Raw genomic sequence first — 14,665 nt, 5'->3', positions numbered from 1 at the left:
TCTTGGTGAATACCAATCGAACTTCGGAGGAGCTGTGAAGGACCGGCTGCACTGGTTGGCGATGCACGGGATTATCCGCGGCATCGCGGTAATCGGGATTCGGCGAGGCGACTTGCAGGCCCGGCTGGTCGCCGATCCGGCCGTCGCCGCCGACCCGGTGCCGTTCTACGACGAAATCCGGGCTCACGGCCCCCTGGTGCGCGGCCGCGCGAACCTTCTGACCGTCGACCATCGGCTCGCGCATTACCTGCTGCGATCCGACGACTTCCACGTCATCTCGTTCGGCGAGAATCTGCCGGCACCGCTGCGCTGGCTGGAGCGCCGTACCCGCGACGATCGACTTCACCCGCTGCGGGAACCGTCGTTGTTGGCCGTCGAGCCACCCGATCACACTCGCTATCGCAAAACGGTGTCGGCGGTGTTTACCTCACGGGCGGTCACCGCACTACGCGATCGGGTCGAGCAGACCGCGACCGGTCTCTTGGATCGGCTCGCTGAGCAGCCCGGCGTCGTCGACGTCGTCGGACGCTATTGCTCGCAACTTCCCATCGCGGTGATCAGCGAAATTTTGGGAGTGCCCGAACATGACCGGCGGCGCGTCTTGGAGTTCGGTGAGTTGGCAGCGCCGAGCCTCGATTTCGGGGTGCCGTGGCGGCAGTACATGCGGGTGCAGCAAGGAATAGTGGGATTCAATTCCTGGCTCGAGGAGCATCTGCGGCGGTTGCGGCGCGCCCCGGGTGAGGACCTGATGAGTCAGTTGATCCGGACCTCTGAAAGCGGTGGTGCCGAGACACATCTCGACGAGACCGAACTTCGGGCGATCGCCGGGTTGGTTTTGGTCGCAGGATTCGAAACCACAGTGAATCTGTTGGGCAACGGGATTCGCATGTTGCTGGATAATCCCGAGCATCGGGACACGCTGCGTCAGCGCCCGGAGCTCTGGGCCAACACGGTTGAAGAAATCTTGCGGCTGGAATCGCCGGTTCAGCTCACCGCTCGGGTAGCTCGCAATGACATCGAGGTGGCGGGCGCGGTGATCAAACGTGGTGAAGTCGTGGTGATCTATCTGGCCGCCGCCAACCGCGATCCGTCTGTGTTTAGCGATCCGCACCGCTTTGACATCGAACGCCCCAACGCCGGAAGGCATCTCGCGTTCTCCACGGGCCGCCACTTCTGCCTGGGGGCCGCGCTGGCCCGCGCCGAAGGTGAGGTCGGGCTGAAAACCTTCTTCGACCGCTTTCCCGATGTACGGGCCGTGGGTGCTGGAAGTCGGCGTGACACCCGGGTGTTGCGCGGTTGGTCGACGTTGCCGGTCGCGCTGGGCCCGGCACGGTCCATGGTTAGCCCGTGACCAAGGATTCCACGAGCGTGGCCCGCGATGCCGTACTTGGGCTGTGGCAGGCGCTTTCGCGGCGGGATTGGGATGCGGTCAAGACATTCTTGTCGGCGGACTGCATCTACGTCGACATGCCGGTAGGTCCCACGTTGGCCGCACGCGGTCCCGACGACGTCGTGAAGCGGCTCAAGGTCGGGCTCGAGCCCCTGGCCGGCTACCAGAATCACGACGGACTGTTGGTGGCCGACGGCTCCGACGTCATGTACGAGCACTCCGAGACATGGACGTTCACGACTGGCGAGCAAGGTGTGCTGAGGTTCGTAACGGTCCACCGGGTCGTCGATGGGAAAGTCTCGGTCTGGAAGGACTATTGGGACATGGCCAGCCTCACCGGCTTCGCACCCGCTGCCTGGCTAGACGACCTTGCCACTGCGGATACGTCGTGGGTCTTCGACGCGACCGGGCTGATCTGAGCCGATCGCCAAGCAACATCCTCTCGATGCGTGCCCCGACGCCTGCGAAACGCGGCGATCAGCCTGGTTTGCCGCGCTCAATGACACGCAGCACCTCGTCTGCCCGATGCCATGGCCAAAATGCTTGCATCGCCCAGGTGGCACCCGCCGCACGCAACCCATCGAGATCGTCATCGGGACCAGCGACGACAGCGATATCGAACCCATCGCATGTTCCCCGCACGCCCGCAACCGTCTCTGCGATACGCGCCACCCGTGCCGGATCCACGCCGAACTTGATCGCGGTGTCGTCGCGGGCGGAACGCTCGAAGGTGCCTCCCAAGGTGAAGACGCCGTCGTAGCGGGCGGCCCGCTCGACCGGGCCACCCGTGGTACGCGCGGTGCCGAACCAGACGGGAATCCGGGGCTGCTGGATCGGCCCGGGGGTAGCTCGAACATTCTCGGCGACCACCGCGCCACGGTGGTTGACCGACTCCCCAGCCCATAGCGAGACCAGAACCGCGGCCCCCTCCTCCAATACCTGTGCTCGTTGACGTGCATCGACGCAATCGGCGAAGGCCGAGAACTCTCGCCCGATGTCGCCGCCGGCACCCAATCCCAAGGTCAGCCGACCGCGGCTTAGCCGGTCCAGGGTGACGGTTTCGCGGGCAAGCTTCATCACCCGACGGCGCGGCAGTGGGGTCACCATCGGTCCGAGCCGGATACGGCTCGTCACGACGGCCGCGGCCGCCATAACGATCCACGGGCAAGCGATATCCCACTCGCCCGGAACGGGAGTTAGCACGTGATCCCAGACGAATAGCCCGTCCCAGCCAGACTGCTCCGCACAACGAGCGACGTCCACGGCTACGTGCGGATCAGCCAACGCACCAAATAGCGGCAGGTAGAGCCCATGACGCATTGATCAACCTTACGGTCAACGAGCCAGAACAGTCCCGGCATCATCGCGGCTACCAACCGCTTGATGACGAGCATCCTGATCATCCATTGGAGTATGTGGCCTCCACGGATTGTTCACCGAGAACCTTGACTTCTTTGATGCGGAGTACGTCCCCCAGCCCTTTTTCATCGAGCGCGGACTGCAGGCGGTCATGGAAGTGTCGCACCATCGCCTCAAAGGTCGGCGAGAAATCGACAGTGCACAATTTGAGCCCGCCTTTTTGCGTTACCGCGGCGATGTCTCCATACAGCGGATCATTCTTATCGACGACAAAGGCATGGTCCACCTCATCCAGGATCGGTTTAAATGCCCCGGTGAGAAGATCGGTATCCATGAGGAAGTACTGATCGTCGAGACTGTCGCCAGCTATAGTTACGGAGACAAACATTGTGTGCCCGTGTAGATTTGCGCACTTGTCCGCGACCAATGCCGGATCATAGAATTCCTTTCCCCGGCTCGTGCGCATGTCTTGGGTCCAGGTTCGGTGGCCCATTTCAATGCGAAAGGTCTGCTTGATGGTGTAGCTCACAACTATCTCCTCCTCCAACGACTGGCGGGGCGTCGCCTGCGAGATCAGCTAACCTCCGCTGAGTCACCTTACGGCATTTGACTGCGAGTAGGCCGAAGCCGAGACCCGGGTCTTAACCGACTTCATAGCAAGCATTTAGGGTTGACGCGCACCGGAGTTCGGCGCGCTTCAGCGTGCAGCCATCGAGTTCAAGCTGCTCATCCACCCTATTGAAGATATGCTCCACCATCCCTTCGATGGTCGGATTAAAATCAACGGGATAGACTTTGTCGGCTACGCCCGCAAGCTCGCACACCTTCACGAATGCATCGAATATCGGATCCTCAGTCCAAATAATAAATGAGTGGTCCAGCGAGTCGATTATTGGCCGAGTGATAACGTTCAGTTCATTAGTGTCGAATATTGTCTTCATATCATCCAATTTTTGCCGGCACTCGACTATGAGCTTTAGCTCCCAGGTGTGTCCATGGATCGTTTCTTCTTTCGTGTAGTCGAAACCCAGGGATCGATGGCCAGCATCAAATCTAAAAGTCTTCTCGATGGTACGAATCGTGGGGACAAGTCCTTTGGATACCGCACGGCTTGGTTCGGCGGCGGTGTTCGGGTTGTCCCGCTCCGCGGCGACCACATCGCTTCTCATGCGCATGAGTATATTCCTGGCATGCGGGCAATGTGCTGATGTTGGCCGAGAGCCGCACCGACCGGTTGATCATGAACCCAGATTGTTCTGGCCGGAAGCCGTCGTACACAACAAAGTTATTGCCGTGGCGCAGGTCGACACAAGGCAATGTGGTTCAACGCTAATCGCCCAGGTGATAGATGCGTGCGGCGTTGCCATGGGCGATGAGGTCGACCACCCGGAGGGCATCGGCCTCGCTCCAGTCGCCGCTCTCGACAAATCCGCGCAGAGCGAGCCGAATGCCGATGCGCCACAACGTCGCACCGAGAAAGTGGAGTTCCGCGGGGCCGAATCCGTCGGACGAATACACAATCTTACGAAAGGGAGCAAGCTCCAGGAGTCGGGCGATCAAGGCGGGTGACCGGGCCCCCAGGTAGTTCACACTCAACCCGCCGTCGAGATAGACATTGTTGAAGGCCTGTGTGAGATAGCCGGCTTCGCGTTCGTAGGGATAGCAGTGCAGCAACACGATCGGGGTATTCCCGGACTGCCGCAGAAAATCGAGCAGATACAGCGGATTGGTCTTGTGCAGATCGCAGTCGCGGTCGCCAAACCCGACGTGGAATTGTAGCGGCTTGCCCAGGCGCAGCGCCTGGTGCAACCCGAAGCGAAGTAGAACCCGGTCCTGCAACCGGACACCGCCACCGTCACGCCACCGTTTGGCGGCCTCGGCGACCTGCGCCGCTGGCGGCTCGGTCAGGTCGCCGTCGAACCCGCCCCGATAGGCCAGGATGGACTTGGTACCGACCGCGGTGGCCGCGCGCCGGTGCAGTATCTCCTCGAACGCCGACACGTAGTCGCCCGATGCCTGCGCGGCCTGTTCGGCCACCTGCTCAAGACGGACCACCTCGTAGGCACGGCCGCCGGACAGTTCGCTCAGTCTAGGGACATCTGCAACACCATCGACCCCGGTATCCACGAGCCAATCGGTCACCCCGGCGGCCCGCAGAAATTGACGGGCCAGCTCGGCTTCGCCGAATTGGCTGCGTCGATCCCAATAGGTTTGCGGATCAACGTGCTTGGGCAGTCCAAGGATGGGGCCGCAGTGGTTGCGAACGGCGAAACCGAGTTGCGAGTCGAATCCCGAGTCGAAGTCCGCCAGGGGTTCGGTGTTGGCCTCGTTGAGCGCATTCTCGAACCGGCGCTGGTCCCCCGCGGTCAGCCAGCATCCATGGACGTGCTGATCGATCAACGGCACTTCGCCGGTGCGCCTGTCCAGATCCGTGTCGGCGGTGTCGGTCACCGCTACAGGCTCCAGGCCATGCGGAACTTGTCGGCCAGCCGCTCGGGATCGAGGTCGCCGTAGCGCTCATGCTCCAGCTGTCGGACCGCGGCCACCACGTTGACCACGGGATCGCCGAGGATGCCCCGCAGTAGTTTCGAATTGTGAAGTGCAGCAATCGCTTCAGTCTGAGCCGCGGGCAGGCGCAAAATGCCGGCGCGGTCACGATCCAGGTCAGAAATCTCTCCCGGATCGACGGTTGTTTCCCGCGGCAGCACCGCCTTGTTCTCGATTCCGTCGAGAGCCAGTCCGAGGATCGCCGCCGACGCCAGGTATGGGTTGGCCGACGGGTCGACGACCTTCACCTCGACATTGCCGCCGTAGGTGCTACCCGGGCCGCCCTTGACGAATCGCACTGCCGCCTCGCGGTTTTCGATACCCCAACACACATAGATTCCAGCCCAGTTGCCCGGTCGCATGCGCAGGCCGGACACGATCGATCCGCACAGGATGCCTTGGGCGTCCGGCAATCCGCGGAGCAACCCTGCCACGGCGGCCTCCCCCGCTTGGGTCATGCCTGCCGCACCAGGCCCACCGGAGAACAGCGTCCCTTCCGGCGTGGTTAACGAGAAGTGCTGGTGGGCACCGGATCCGACACTTCCCGCGAATGGAGCCGGCGACAGGCTGACGCGTAGCCCGTGGCGTCGAGCGGTGCGGCCGATGATGAGGCGGGTCAGGACCAGCTGATCGGCAGCCGCCACCGGCGACAGCGGCGCCAGCGAGATCTCGAATTGGTTGGCGCCGTACTCCGGATGGAACTGCTCAATGGCGATACCGGCAGCCGTCGCCGCGGCGTTGACATCGCGGACGAACGCCTCGTGCTCGAGTACCCCGGCAAGGCCGTACTGGGCCCACAGTGTCGACGGCAGCCGCTGGCCGTCGGCGTCGACCAGCAGGAATTCGATTTCATGGCCGATCACCGCGGTGATGCCGGCCTCGGCAAGCGCGGCCTCGACCCGGCTCAAGGTGCCACGGCTGCACGCGGGAACGGGGGTACCGTCCTGCTCGTAAAATGCGGCGGGCGCCCAGGCCAACCCGTCGCCGATGATGCGCAATGCCGACAGATCGATGCGGAGACGCTGATCGCCGACCACACCGACGTCTCCGGTGAACGCAATGCCGCTTTGGTCGATGGCGAAACCATGCCAGGTAGGACTGGCGCCCAAGCCGGGATCGGCGAACGTGTTGGTCCGGCGGATCGGCACCGTCTTGGCATGGGTGAGCCCGGCTGGGTTCACGACGGTGCCGATGACGGTGTCGACGCCCTCGGCCTCCAGTTGGGCGATCGCGGCCGCGGCAAGCGGTGTGGCTGTCATGGCAGCCATTCTGCAGCGCCGGCCGGCCCGCGCGACTAGGCGCGGCTGGGCAAGGTCACCTTGCAGGCCTGACCGATATCCAGGGTCCGCAAGACCCGCCCCATGCCAACCCACAGCGCGCATGACAAGGCCAGGTCGGCAAGCAACTCCTCCGAGAAGTGATCGGCGCACCGGCTCCAGAAGTCTTCGTCGTCGCGCAGCGCGGTGTGCTCGGTGGCGAACCGGTGCGCAAACTCGGCCGCGAGCCGCTCCTGTTCGCTGTATCCCGGCCAGGTGCGCCACTGCAGCGCGTGGTCGTACAGCTCCTCGTCCACACCTGCGGCCGGCCCATCAGCGTCGCGGGTGTTGACACAGACCGCGCACTCGTTGTTGTGGGCGATCACCACCCGGGCGAGTTCCCGGGTGCGGATCGGCAGCCGATTGCCGCTGTAAACTGCGCGGCTGAAGTTGGCGAGTGCGCCACCGATTTCGGGCGATTTCAAGACCCAGCTGGCAACGTCGTCGTCAGCGAAACTTCCGATTCGGCTCATGGCGAGATGGTACGCCCGTGGCTCCTCGCGGCAAGATGCGTAGCCGGGCGATCTCGGTCAACCGCGCAGTCTCGAAGAACCCTCGAGCCGATGCTAGGTCGGCGGCCTAGAGACACATTGCGCCGAGTACAGTTCCTCGCCCAGCTTGTTCATCAGCTCCAGCTGCGTTTCCAGGTAGTCGATGTGCTCTTCCTCATCGGCAACGATCTTCTCGAGCAGTACGGCACTGGTGCTGTCCTGTTTCTCCCGGCACATGATGATCCCGGGCTTGAGACGGGTCAACACGTCGTATTCGATCGCCAGGTCGGCCTCGAACTGCTCGCGGAGCGTCTGGCCGATGCGCAACGAGCCGATGCGCTGGTAGTTCGGCAAACCGTCAAGCAGCAAGATGCGATCGGTGATTTCCTCGGCGTGCCGCATTTCGTCGAACGACTCCGCGCGGGTGTGCGCCGCCAGCTCGGTAAAACCCCAGTTGTCCTGCATCTTGGAGTGCAGAAAGTATTGATTAATGGCGGTGAGCTCGCTGGTCAATTGCTCGTTGAGCAGGCGCAATACATCCGGATCACCTTGCATGATCACTCCTATGGCGTAAACGCTCTCGGGTCGAGCCGCGCCGGGTGAGCTGGGCTGGAGCACACCGGTGTTGGGCTCATCTTGGGCTGATAGCGGCACGTGTGCGTGCCGGGTCTAAATCTAGTGCAGCGGGTAGGGGTTAGCGCAGTGATTGTCGTGTCGTCGGCGCGTCTCGCCGGTGCGCGCGCCGGGCTGCCGTCCTCAACTTAGGTTAGACTCCACTAATCTACTTAGGTTAGACTCCACTAATATGCGGTTTGATTGTTCGCCGGCTCCGGCGGCCATCGCGATGACGCGAGATGCCATGGCGGAGCACCTGCCAAGGGATTGCTGATGTACGTATGCCTGTGCGTCGGTGCCACCAACCAAACCGTGTGCGACGCAGTGGCGCGTGGTGCGTCAACCTCGAAAGAAGTTGCCGATGTCTGCGGGGCCGGCGGCGACTGCGGACGCTGCCGGCGCACACTGCGGGCGATCATCGCAGCTTCCCGGCTTAGCGCCGCCCAACTCGATCCCACCCGTCGCGCTAGCGACGCCGTTTGCTGAAATCGGCCAGAGCCGCGGTGTTGGCCGATGCGCCCATCAGCTCGGCGAAGTGGGCATTTTCCCGCGCGGTCGCGGCCTTGATCCCGGGGCGAATCGGTTCGACGAGCGTGTGCTTGACGGCCATCAGGCTCGATATTGGCCGGGCAGCCAGGATTTCGGCATGCTGCCTGGCCTCGGGCAGCAGGGCATCCGGATCGCAGACCCGCCAGACCAGCCCCATCCGCAACGCCTCCTGCGCGTCAATCCACTCCGACGACATCAGCAGCCACGCAGCGTTCTGCCGCCCCACCAGCTGGGGCAGCAGGTACGACGATGCCGCTTCGGGGGCTAGGCCCAGGCTGGTGAACGGGCATTTCAGGCGCGCCGTCGACGACATGAATGCCAGGTCGGCGTAACCGAGAATCGTGGTGCCGATCCCCACGCCGACGCCGTTCACGGCGCAGACCAGCGGTTTGGGAAACCTGCTAAGGGCGTCGATCAGGCCGGGGAAGCCGTACTTCCCGGCGGTGAAGTCCGGGTCGGCGATGCGTGCCTGCATTTCGCCGAGATCCGTACCGGCGCTGAAGCCACGTCCCGCGCCGGTCAACAAGACAACGGCGACCTGCGGATCTTCGGCCGCATCCAACAGCGCCTGCGTGGTGGCGTCGTATAGGGCTTCGTTGAAGGCGTTGAGTGCCTCGGGCCGGTTCAGCGTCAGGGTGCGCACCCGGTTTTGGTCGTCGATCTCTAGCGTCACGGCTGCAGCCTAGCCGTTGCCGCGGTGCTCAACCGTTGCTGTAGACGCGGGTGGGCGCTATCAACACCACGGCTCGGCGCTCCTTGGCCATTACCCGGTCATACTCGTCCCAGTCGTCGTGGGTGCCGCCCGCCGCCGAGAAGACGTCACGGAGCAGCAGCCGCAACCGGTCGGCGCCGGCTAGCCAGGGCTGCGGGTCGTCGGGGCCAGCGAGCTCAGCTCGGCCTTCGACGGTCGCCCACTGCCAACCATCACGGAACGTGACGGCCAGTTGCGGGCGCGCCCGCAGGTTGGCGAGCTTGACCCTGCCGTAGGTGGTAAATCCCAGGGACGGCTCTGCGCTGGCTGGATGCGGCAACAAACCGATGTTGACCAGCGAAGCCTGCACGGTGCCGTCGGCACGAACGGTGGAGACCACCGCCAGGCCGTGTTCCGCCGTGGCCAGTGCCGCAGCTTCGTCGAGTGTTGTCATCTCAAGTCCTCAATCCTTGAATGGTGTTGTGAACACGTAGCGGCTGGTTGGTACGGTGTCGATGTTCTGGTTGGCACCGAATGCGGTTGTGCTGGCGACCATCCGGCCTATCCGGTTCTGTAGGTCGTCGTCGTCGGCGGCTCCGAAGAAGGCTTTCAGATCGGTTGTCGCCTCCGCTGGAAACAACTCTTCGACGACGCCCGCGATTCCCGGTGCGTTCGGGGTGAGTGCTCTTACCACCCAGTTCTGGGTGTAGCCGAATGTCGCCTGTGTCTCGATGGCCACTCGCGTGTGGTCGCGTTGCCAGCGGGTGAGCCAGGTCTCCTGGTCCAGGCCATCGGGCCGACGTAGTAGTGCGATGTTGGCCAAACCCGGTGTGCGAGAACCGGGCTCGAGCGATGTAAAGGCCAGGGGTACCGACTCGGTCACTAGGTAGGCGCCGAGCTGGTCACACTCCCGGGCAAGCAGGGTGAGAGCGGCTGCCGTCTGGTCGCCGTAGCATTGCTGGGTCCATAGGCTGACCACCGCGGCGACCGGTGGGTTGAGGGTCGTCAGGGTCATCAGCGAGCCGCGCACGGCGCTGTCCCGGACATTGACCGACAGTCCAGCCACGCCCAACGCCAGCAGGGCGTCGGCGACTTCACCCCGCTGCCGGGCACACCAGGCGTCGTCCGGCTCGGGCCGCCGGAGCACGGCGACTACCTTCTCCATGAGCCCGAACCTACCTCCGCCGCAGCGGAACTTGCGGTCTAGGTGATCGTCAGCCTGGCAACGGTCCGCGGGTCCTCGCCGCCGCCGTAGTACCTGGCGAGTAGCGCAACAAAGTCCTGGTTGGCGTCAGTGGCACGGGCGAACAGGGTCATCGAGGAGCACAGCTTGAGGTCGTCGGGCGAGCCGAAGATCTCCCCGATCGAGCGGCATTGCACCTGGTTGACCAGTTGAGTGCACTCATGTAATCGGGCCCCGAGCAAGTCATGTCGCAGATAGGCCTGGGCTTCCTCGAGCGAGGAGATGCCGTAGCGCACCGCCAGCGGGCTGCTGCCCAGCCCCCGGAGTTGTGGGAAGACGAACCACATCCAGTGACCGCGCTTTCGTCCGGCGCGCAGCTCCTCGACAACGCTGTGGTACACCGCAGCCTGCGCGTGGACGAAACGCTTCAGGTCGAAGGGGTCGGTTGCGGAATTCATATGACTACGGTTGCACACTGGTTAGATGAACGAGTGGCGGTTAAGCGGCGAGTGCCCAGAGTCCGGGACCTGGCGCCTCTGCTTCGGTTCAAGAGGCCGCAGCTGGACCCCACCAAGCGCCGCTTGGGCGCCGCACTGACCATTCAGGATCTGCGACGCATCGCCAGGCGACGTACCCCCAAGGCGGCGTTCGACTACGCCGACGGCGCCGCCGAGGACGAACTGTCCATCGAGCGTGCTCGACAAGCGTTCCGCGACATCGAGTTTCACCCGACAATCCTGCGTGACGTCACCAATGTCTGCGCCGGTTGGAACGTCCTCGGTCAGCCCACCGTATTGCCATTCGGGATCGCCCCAACCGGGTTCACCCGCTTGATGCATACCGAGGGCGAGATCGCTGGCGCGCGGGCGGCGGCCGCGGCCGGGATCCCGTTTTCGCTGTCCACCCTGGCCACCTGTGCCATTGAAGATCTCGTCGTCGCCGTTCCACAGGGCCGCAAATGGTTTCAGCTGTACATGTGGCGTGATCGAGACCGTTCGATGGCGTTGGTGCGGCGCGCCGCAGCCGCGGGATTCGACACCATGCTGGTCACCGTCGACGTTCCGGTCGCCGGTGCGCGGCTGCGTGATGTCCGCAACGGGATGTCGATCCCGCCGGCGCTCACGCTGCGAACCGTCCTCGACGCGTTGGGGCACCCGCGGTGGTGGTTCGACTTCTTGACCACCGAACCGCTGGCATTCGCTTCCCTGGATCGCTGGTCGGGCACTGTCGGCGAGTACTTGAACACCATGTTCGACCCAAGCGTTACCTTCGACGATTTGGCCTGGATCAAGTCGCAGTGGCCGGGAAAGCTGGTCGTCAAGGGAATCCAGACTCTCGACGACGCCCGCGCGGTGGTCGACCGCGGCATTGACGGGATTGTGTTATCCAATCACGGTGGTCGCCAACTCGATCGGGCCCCGGTGCCCTTCCAGCTGCTGCCCGACGTTGCACGCGAACTCGGTAAAGACACCGAGATCCTGGTGGACACCGGCATCATGTCGGGTGCCGATATCGTGGCGGCGATCGCGTTGGGGGCGCGGTGCACGCTGGTTGGGCGGGCATACCTGTACGGGCTGATGGCCGGCGGTGAGGCCGGCGTCAGACGCGCGATCGAGATTCTCGAGACCGGTGTTACCCGGACCATGCGGCTGCTGGGCGTGACCTGCCTCGAGGAGCTGTCGCCCCAGCACGTGACGCAACTGCGGCGGCTCGGCCCCATCGCGTCACCAGCGCGACGCTAGCGTCACGTTGGGCGCGGAGCGTGACATTGACGTGACGCTCGGCGTTGAATGGAGCTGTGACTCTGAAGCGGGAGATAGTCCATCGCGTTCAACGCATGGTAGTCAATCCGGTCGGCCGGCAATTGCCGGTAACCATGCTCGAAACCATCGGCCGCAAGACGGGACAGCCACGGCGTACCGCGGTAGGCGGGCGCGTGGTGGACGACCAATTTTGGATGGTGTCTGAGCACGGCGAGCATTCCGACTACGTCTACAACATCAAGGCCAACCCGGCGGTGCGGGTCCGCATCGACGGCCATTGGCGCAGTGGCACCGCCCATCTGTTGCCCGACGACGACCCGAGGCAGCGGTTGCGCAGCCTCCCCCGGCTCAACAGCGCGGGCGTACTCGCGATGGGCACCGATTTGCTGACCATTCGGGTGGACTTGGACTGACGCGGGCTGTCGGAACCCGGCGCTACGGTCTGTCCATGGCCTACGACGAAGACTTGGCCAACCGGGTCCGCGAACTTCTCGGCTCCGAGCGCGGCGTCGAAGAAAAGCAAATGTTCGGCGGGCTCGCGTTCCTGATCGGTGGACATATGGCGGTCGCCGTCAGCGGCGAGGGCGGCCTGTTGGTGCGGGTACCACCAGGGGACACCGACAACTTGCTGGGACGTGCCCATGTCGGGCCGATGGTGATGGCTGGCCGGGAAACCCGGGGTTGGTTGCGGGTTGCTGCTGCCGGCGTGGAAACCAAGCGCCAGCTACGGGCTTGGGTTAGCCGGGGTGCGGGCTACGCGCGCGACTTGCCTGCGAAGTAGACGCGGTTTGCGGGCCCGCATTGCGGGTACGCGGTGCCTATGGACAAGCCGGACCAACTGGTACGACGACTGCTCGACATCGCCGGCACCACCTTCGGGGCTGAGGCGGGAATCCGGATCAAGGACAAACCGATGCCGCTGTTTCAGTTGCTGGTTCTGTGCATGCTGGCCAGCAAACCGATCGAGGCCACCACCGCAGTGCGTGCCGCCCGGGAATTGTTCAGCGCGGGCCTGCGTACACCCCAAGCCGTGCTGGCATCGGATCGACAAACCATGATCAGCGCGTTTGGCCGTGCCCGCTATGTGCGATACGACGAGAGCTCGGCGACCCGGCTCACCGCAATCGCCCAACGGGTTCGCGGCGAGTATTCCGGGGATTTGCGGGAACTCGCCCGGCGCAGCCAACCTGATGTTCAGTCGGCCAAACGTATGCTCAAGCTGTTCAACGGAATCGGCGATACCGGTGCCGACATCTTCTTGCGTGAAGTCCAAGACGTCTGGACCTGGGTGCGCCCGTATTTCGATGATCGGGCCACCGCCGCGGCGCAGCAATTGGGCTTGCCCACCAACCCGAAGAAGCTGGCGTCGCTGGCGCCCAATACCAATGCGGTCCTGGCCGCCGCGTTGGTGCGACACGCTTTAGATGACGAGCTTCGTCGGCAGATGACCGGTTGACCCCGGTATGCGACCGATTCGTAGGCTGTCACACAACAGAACGGAGCAGCGATTATGGCAAGCTCAAACACATTCGTCATTGTTGGCGGCGGACTTGCCGGGGCCAAAGCGGTAGAAGCATTGCGCGACAGCAACTTCGACGGTCGGATCATCTTATTCGCCGACGAAGAGCACCTGCCCTACGAAAGACCTCCGCTCTCCAAGGAATTTCTGGCCGGGAAGAAGTCGCTGAGCGACTTCACCGTGCAGACCTCCGACTGGTACCACGACCATGACGTCGACGTGAGGCTTGGTGTGAAGGTGTCGTCGGTGGATCCTTCCGCACACACCGTGCGGCTGCCCGGCGACACCCAGGTGCACTATGACAAGCTGCTGCTGGCCACTGGATCGGCCTCGCGACGCCCAGCGATACCGGGGTCCGACGCCGCCGGCGTTCACTACCTGCGCAGCTACCAGGATGCTGAGGTGCTGAATTCCGTTCTGGTGCAAGGGTCTTCAATCGCGGTGGTAGGTGCCGGCTGGATCGGTCTGGAAGTGGCCGCCGGTGCGCGCCGACGCGGCGTAGACGTCACTGTCGTCGAGATCGCCGAACAGCCGCTGCTGGCCGCTGTCGGGGAGGAAGTTGGCAAAGTTTTTGCCGACCTGCATCGTGATCACGGGGTGGACTTGCGGTTGCGGGCGCAGGTCGAGGAGATCACCAGGGCCGATGGCAAGGCGACCGGACTCAAGATGCGTGATGGGTCGACGGTTGCCGCCGATGCCGTGCTCGTGGCCGTCGGCGCGAAGCCCAACGTCGAACTCGCGGAACGGGCCGGGCTGTCGATGGGCGATGGCGGTGTGCTGGTTGATGCGACGCTGCGGACCAGCGATCCCGACATCTACGCGGTCGGCGACATTGCCGCCGCTGAGCACCCGCTTTTCGGGAGCCGCATCCGCACCGAACACTGGGCCAATGCGCTCAAACAACCCGCTGTCGCGGCTGCCGGCATGCTGGGCCGGCCCGGTGAGTACGCCGAGCTGCCCTACTTCTTCACCGACCAATACGATCTTGGGATGGAGTACGTCGGCCACGCCCCCAGCTTCGACCGGGTGGTGTTTCGCGGCGACGTCGCCGGCCGCGAGTTCGTCGCCTTCTGGCTCGACGACGACAGCCGGGTGTTGGCCGGGATGAATGTCAATATCTGGGACGTGCTGGACGACGTCAAAGACCTGATCCGGTCCGGGAACCCGGTGGACGCCGACGGGCTGGCCGATCCGCAGTCGCCGCTGGCGGACCTGACGAACTGACGAACTGACGTGAGTTGA

Annotated in this window: 19 protein-coding genes; 8 read left to right on the top strand and 11 right to left on the bottom strand. The window is 63.8% G+C overall.

The window, feature by feature from the left end; all coding sequences use genetic code 11:
- Positions 1 to 34: 34 nt before the first annotated feature.
- A complete protein-coding gene (locus AADZ55_RS12070) occupies positions 35 to 1,351 on the top strand; it encodes a cytochrome P450 (protein WP_085326010.1) in 1,317 nt (438 codons plus the stop codon).
- On the top strand, positions 1,348 to 1,809 hold the full coding sequence (locus AADZ55_RS12065; RefSeq protein ID WP_085326012.1) for a nuclear transport factor 2 family protein: 462 nt from the start codon (positions 1,348 to 1,350) through the stop codon (positions 1,807 to 1,809). Before AADZ55_RS12070 ends, AADZ55_RS12065 begins: the two co-directional genes overlap by 4 nt.
- 58 nt (positions 1,810 to 1,867) lie before the next feature.
- Here the strand turns inward: AADZ55_RS12065 and AADZ55_RS12060 are convergent, their stop codons facing one another.
- The 7 genes from AADZ55_RS12060 to bfrA form a co-directional block, all read right to left on the bottom strand.
- On the bottom strand, positions 1,868 to 2,710 hold the full coding sequence (locus AADZ55_RS12060; protein WP_085326014.1) for an LLM class flavin-dependent oxidoreductase: 843 nt from the start codon (positions 2,708 to 2,710) through the stop codon (positions 1,868 to 1,870).
- A gap of 79 nt (positions 2,711 to 2,789) precedes the next feature.
- Positions 2,790 to 3,278 carry a 6-pyruvoyl trahydropterin synthase family protein gene (locus AADZ55_RS12055; RefSeq protein WP_085326016.1) on the bottom strand — a complete coding sequence of 163 codons (489 nt, stop codon included), beginning with the start codon at positions 3,276 to 3,278 and terminating at the stop codon, positions 2,790 to 2,792.
- 112 nt (positions 3,279 to 3,390) lie between these two features.
- Positions 3,391 to 3,918 carry a 6-pyruvoyl trahydropterin synthase family protein gene (locus tag AADZ55_RS12050; protein WP_165759422.1) on the bottom strand — a complete coding sequence of 176 codons (528 nt, stop codon included), beginning with the start codon at positions 3,916 to 3,918 and terminating at the stop codon, positions 3,391 to 3,393.
- 160 nt (positions 3,919 to 4,078) lie between these two features.
- Positions 4,079 to 5,200, bottom strand: coding sequence for an amidohydrolase family protein (locus AADZ55_RS12045; protein WP_085326020.1), 1,122 nt, complete (start codon positions 5,198 to 5,200; stop codon positions 4,079 to 4,081).
- Between the two features lie 2 nt (positions 5,201 to 5,202).
- Entirely contained in the window at positions 5,203 to 6,555 is a 1,353-nt protein-coding gene (locus AADZ55_RS12040; protein WP_085326109.1) for a glutamine synthetase family protein, read from the bottom strand.
- Between the two features lie 35 nt (positions 6,556 to 6,590).
- Positions 6,591 to 7,085, bottom strand: a complete 495-nt coding sequence (locus AADZ55_RS12035; protein ID WP_085326022.1) for a carboxymuconolactone decarboxylase family protein — start codon at positions 7,083 to 7,085, stop codon at positions 6,591 to 6,593.
- Between the two features lie 93 nt (positions 7,086 to 7,178).
- The gene (gene bfrA, locus AADZ55_RS12030; protein ID WP_085326111.1) at positions 7,179 to 7,658 is read right to left on the bottom strand and encodes a bacterioferritin BfrA; all 480 of its coding nucleotides are present in this window, start codon (positions 7,656 to 7,658) and stop codon (positions 7,179 to 7,181) included.
- A 333-nt stretch (positions 7,659 to 7,991) separates the two neighbouring features.
- Here bfrA and AADZ55_RS12025 point away from each other — a divergent pair, with 333 nt between their 5' ends.
- Positions 7,992 to 8,204, top strand: coding sequence for a (2Fe-2S)-binding protein (locus AADZ55_RS12025; RefSeq protein WP_085326024.1), 213 nt, complete (start codon positions 7,992 to 7,994; stop codon positions 8,202 to 8,204).
- Here the strand turns inward: AADZ55_RS12025 and AADZ55_RS12020 are convergent.
- From AADZ55_RS12020 to AADZ55_RS12005, 4 genes are read right to left on the bottom strand one after another with little or no spacing between them, the layout of a single operon-like run.
- Positions 8,185 to 8,940 carry an enoyl-CoA hydratase/isomerase family protein gene (locus AADZ55_RS12020; RefSeq protein WP_085326026.1) on the bottom strand — a complete coding sequence of 252 codons (756 nt, stop codon included), beginning with the start codon at positions 8,938 to 8,940 and terminating at the stop codon, positions 8,185 to 8,187. The two genes, AADZ55_RS12025 and AADZ55_RS12020, sit on opposite strands and share 20 nt — an antisense overlap.
- A 28-nt stretch (positions 8,941 to 8,968) precedes the next feature.
- A complete protein-coding gene (locus AADZ55_RS12015; protein WP_085326027.1) occupies positions 8,969 to 9,412 on the bottom strand; it encodes a TIGR03618 family F420-dependent PPOX class oxidoreductase in 444 nt (147 codons plus the stop codon).
- A gap of 9 nt (positions 9,413 to 9,421) precedes the next feature.
- Positions 9,422 to 10,123 (bottom strand): EthD domain-containing protein, encoded by a 702-nt coding sequence (locus tag AADZ55_RS12010; RefSeq protein ID WP_207569118.1) that lies wholly within the window; start codon positions 10,121 to 10,123, stop codon positions 9,422 to 9,424.
- A 38-nt stretch (positions 10,124 to 10,161) separates the two neighbouring features.
- Entirely contained in the window at positions 10,162 to 10,599 is a 438-nt protein-coding gene (locus AADZ55_RS12005; RefSeq protein WP_085326029.1) for a DUF1810 domain-containing protein, read from the bottom strand.
- 33 nt (positions 10,600 to 10,632) lie between these two features.
- Between AADZ55_RS12005 and AADZ55_RS12000 the strand changes: the two genes are divergently transcribed.
- Genes AADZ55_RS12000 through AADZ55_RS11980 form a run of 5 tightly spaced genes read left to right on the top strand, consistent with a single transcriptional unit; the run spans position 10,633 to position 14,647 of the window.
- A complete protein-coding gene (locus AADZ55_RS12000; protein WP_085326115.1) occupies positions 10,633 to 11,883 on the top strand; it encodes an alpha-hydroxy acid oxidase in 1,251 nt (416 codons plus the stop codon).
- A 44-nt stretch (positions 11,884 to 11,927) separates the two neighbouring features.
- The gene (locus AADZ55_RS11995; protein ID WP_085326031.1) at positions 11,928 to 12,317 is read left to right on the top strand and encodes a nitroreductase family deazaflavin-dependent oxidoreductase; all 390 of its coding nucleotides are present in this window, start codon (positions 11,928 to 11,930) and stop codon (positions 12,315 to 12,317) included.
- A 35-nt stretch (positions 12,318 to 12,352) separates the two neighbouring features.
- A complete protein-coding gene (locus AADZ55_RS11990; RefSeq protein ID WP_085326032.1) occupies positions 12,353 to 12,685 on the top strand; it encodes a TfoX/Sxy family protein in 333 nt (110 codons plus the stop codon).
- 39 nt (positions 12,686 to 12,724) lie between these two features.
- Positions 12,725 to 13,360: an endonuclease gene (locus AADZ55_RS11985; protein ID WP_085326034.1), complete on the top strand. Its 636-nt coding sequence runs from the start codon at positions 12,725 to 12,727 to the stop codon at positions 13,358 to 13,360.
- Between the two features lie 54 nt (positions 13,361 to 13,414).
- On the top strand, positions 13,415 to 14,647 hold the full coding sequence (locus tag AADZ55_RS11980) for an NAD(P)/FAD-dependent oxidoreductase (RefSeq protein WP_085326036.1): 1,233 nt from the start codon (positions 13,415 to 13,417) through the stop codon (positions 14,645 to 14,647).
- Positions 14,648 to 14,665 lie beyond the last annotated feature (18 nt).

Origin of the sequence: Mycobacterium decipiens, assembly GCF_963853665.1 — a bacterium.
Lineage (GTDB): Bacteria > Actinomycetota > Actinomycetes > Mycobacteriales > Mycobacteriaceae > Mycobacterium > Mycobacterium decipiens.
This window is presented reverse-complemented; position numbering and strand designations above follow the sequence as displayed.

Coding starts and splice junctions, on each gene's coding strand:
- AADZ55_RS11980 (WP_085326036.1), top strand. CDS start 13,415: ATGGCAAGCTCAAACACATTCGTCATTGTTGGCGGCGGACTTGCCGGG.
- AADZ55_RS12015 (WP_085326027.1), bottom strand. CDS start 9,412: ATGACAACACTCGACGAAGCTGCGGCACTGGCCACGGCGGAACACGGC.
- AADZ55_RS12060 (WP_085326014.1), bottom strand. CDS start 2,710: ATGCGTCATGGGCTCTACCTGCCGCTATTTGGTGCGTTGGCTGATCCG.
- AADZ55_RS12040 (WP_085326109.1), bottom strand. CDS start 6,555: ATGACAGCCACACCGCTTGCCGCGGCCGCGATCGCCCAACTGGAGGCC.
- AADZ55_RS11990 (WP_085326032.1), top strand. CDS start 12,353: ATGGCCTACGACGAAGACTTGGCCAACCGGGTCCGCGAACTTCTCGGC.
- AADZ55_RS12005 (WP_085326029.1), bottom strand. CDS start 10,599: ATGAATTCCGCAACCGACCCCTTCGACCTGAAGCGTTTCGTCCACGCG.
- AADZ55_RS12035 (WP_085326022.1), bottom strand. CDS start 7,085: ATGAGCCGAATCGGAAGTTTCGCTGACGACGACGTTGCCAGCTGGGTC.
- AADZ55_RS12010 (WP_207569118.1), bottom strand. CDS start 10,123: ATGGAGAAGGTAGTCGCCGTGCTCCGGCGGCCCGAGCCGGACGACGCC.
- AADZ55_RS11985 (WP_085326034.1), top strand. CDS start 12,725: ATGGACAAGCCGGACCAACTGGTACGACGACTGCTCGACATCGCCGGC.
- bfrA (WP_085326111.1), bottom strand. CDS start 7,658: ATGCAAGGTGATCCGGATGTATTGCGCCTGCTCAACGAGCAATTGACC.
- AADZ55_RS12025 (WP_085326024.1), top strand. CDS start 7,992: ATGTACGTATGCCTGTGCGTCGGTGCCACCAACCAAACCGTGTGCGAC.
- AADZ55_RS12050 (WP_165759422.1), bottom strand. CDS start 3,918: ATGAGAAGCGATGTGGTCGCCGCGGAGCGGGACAACCCGAACACCGCC.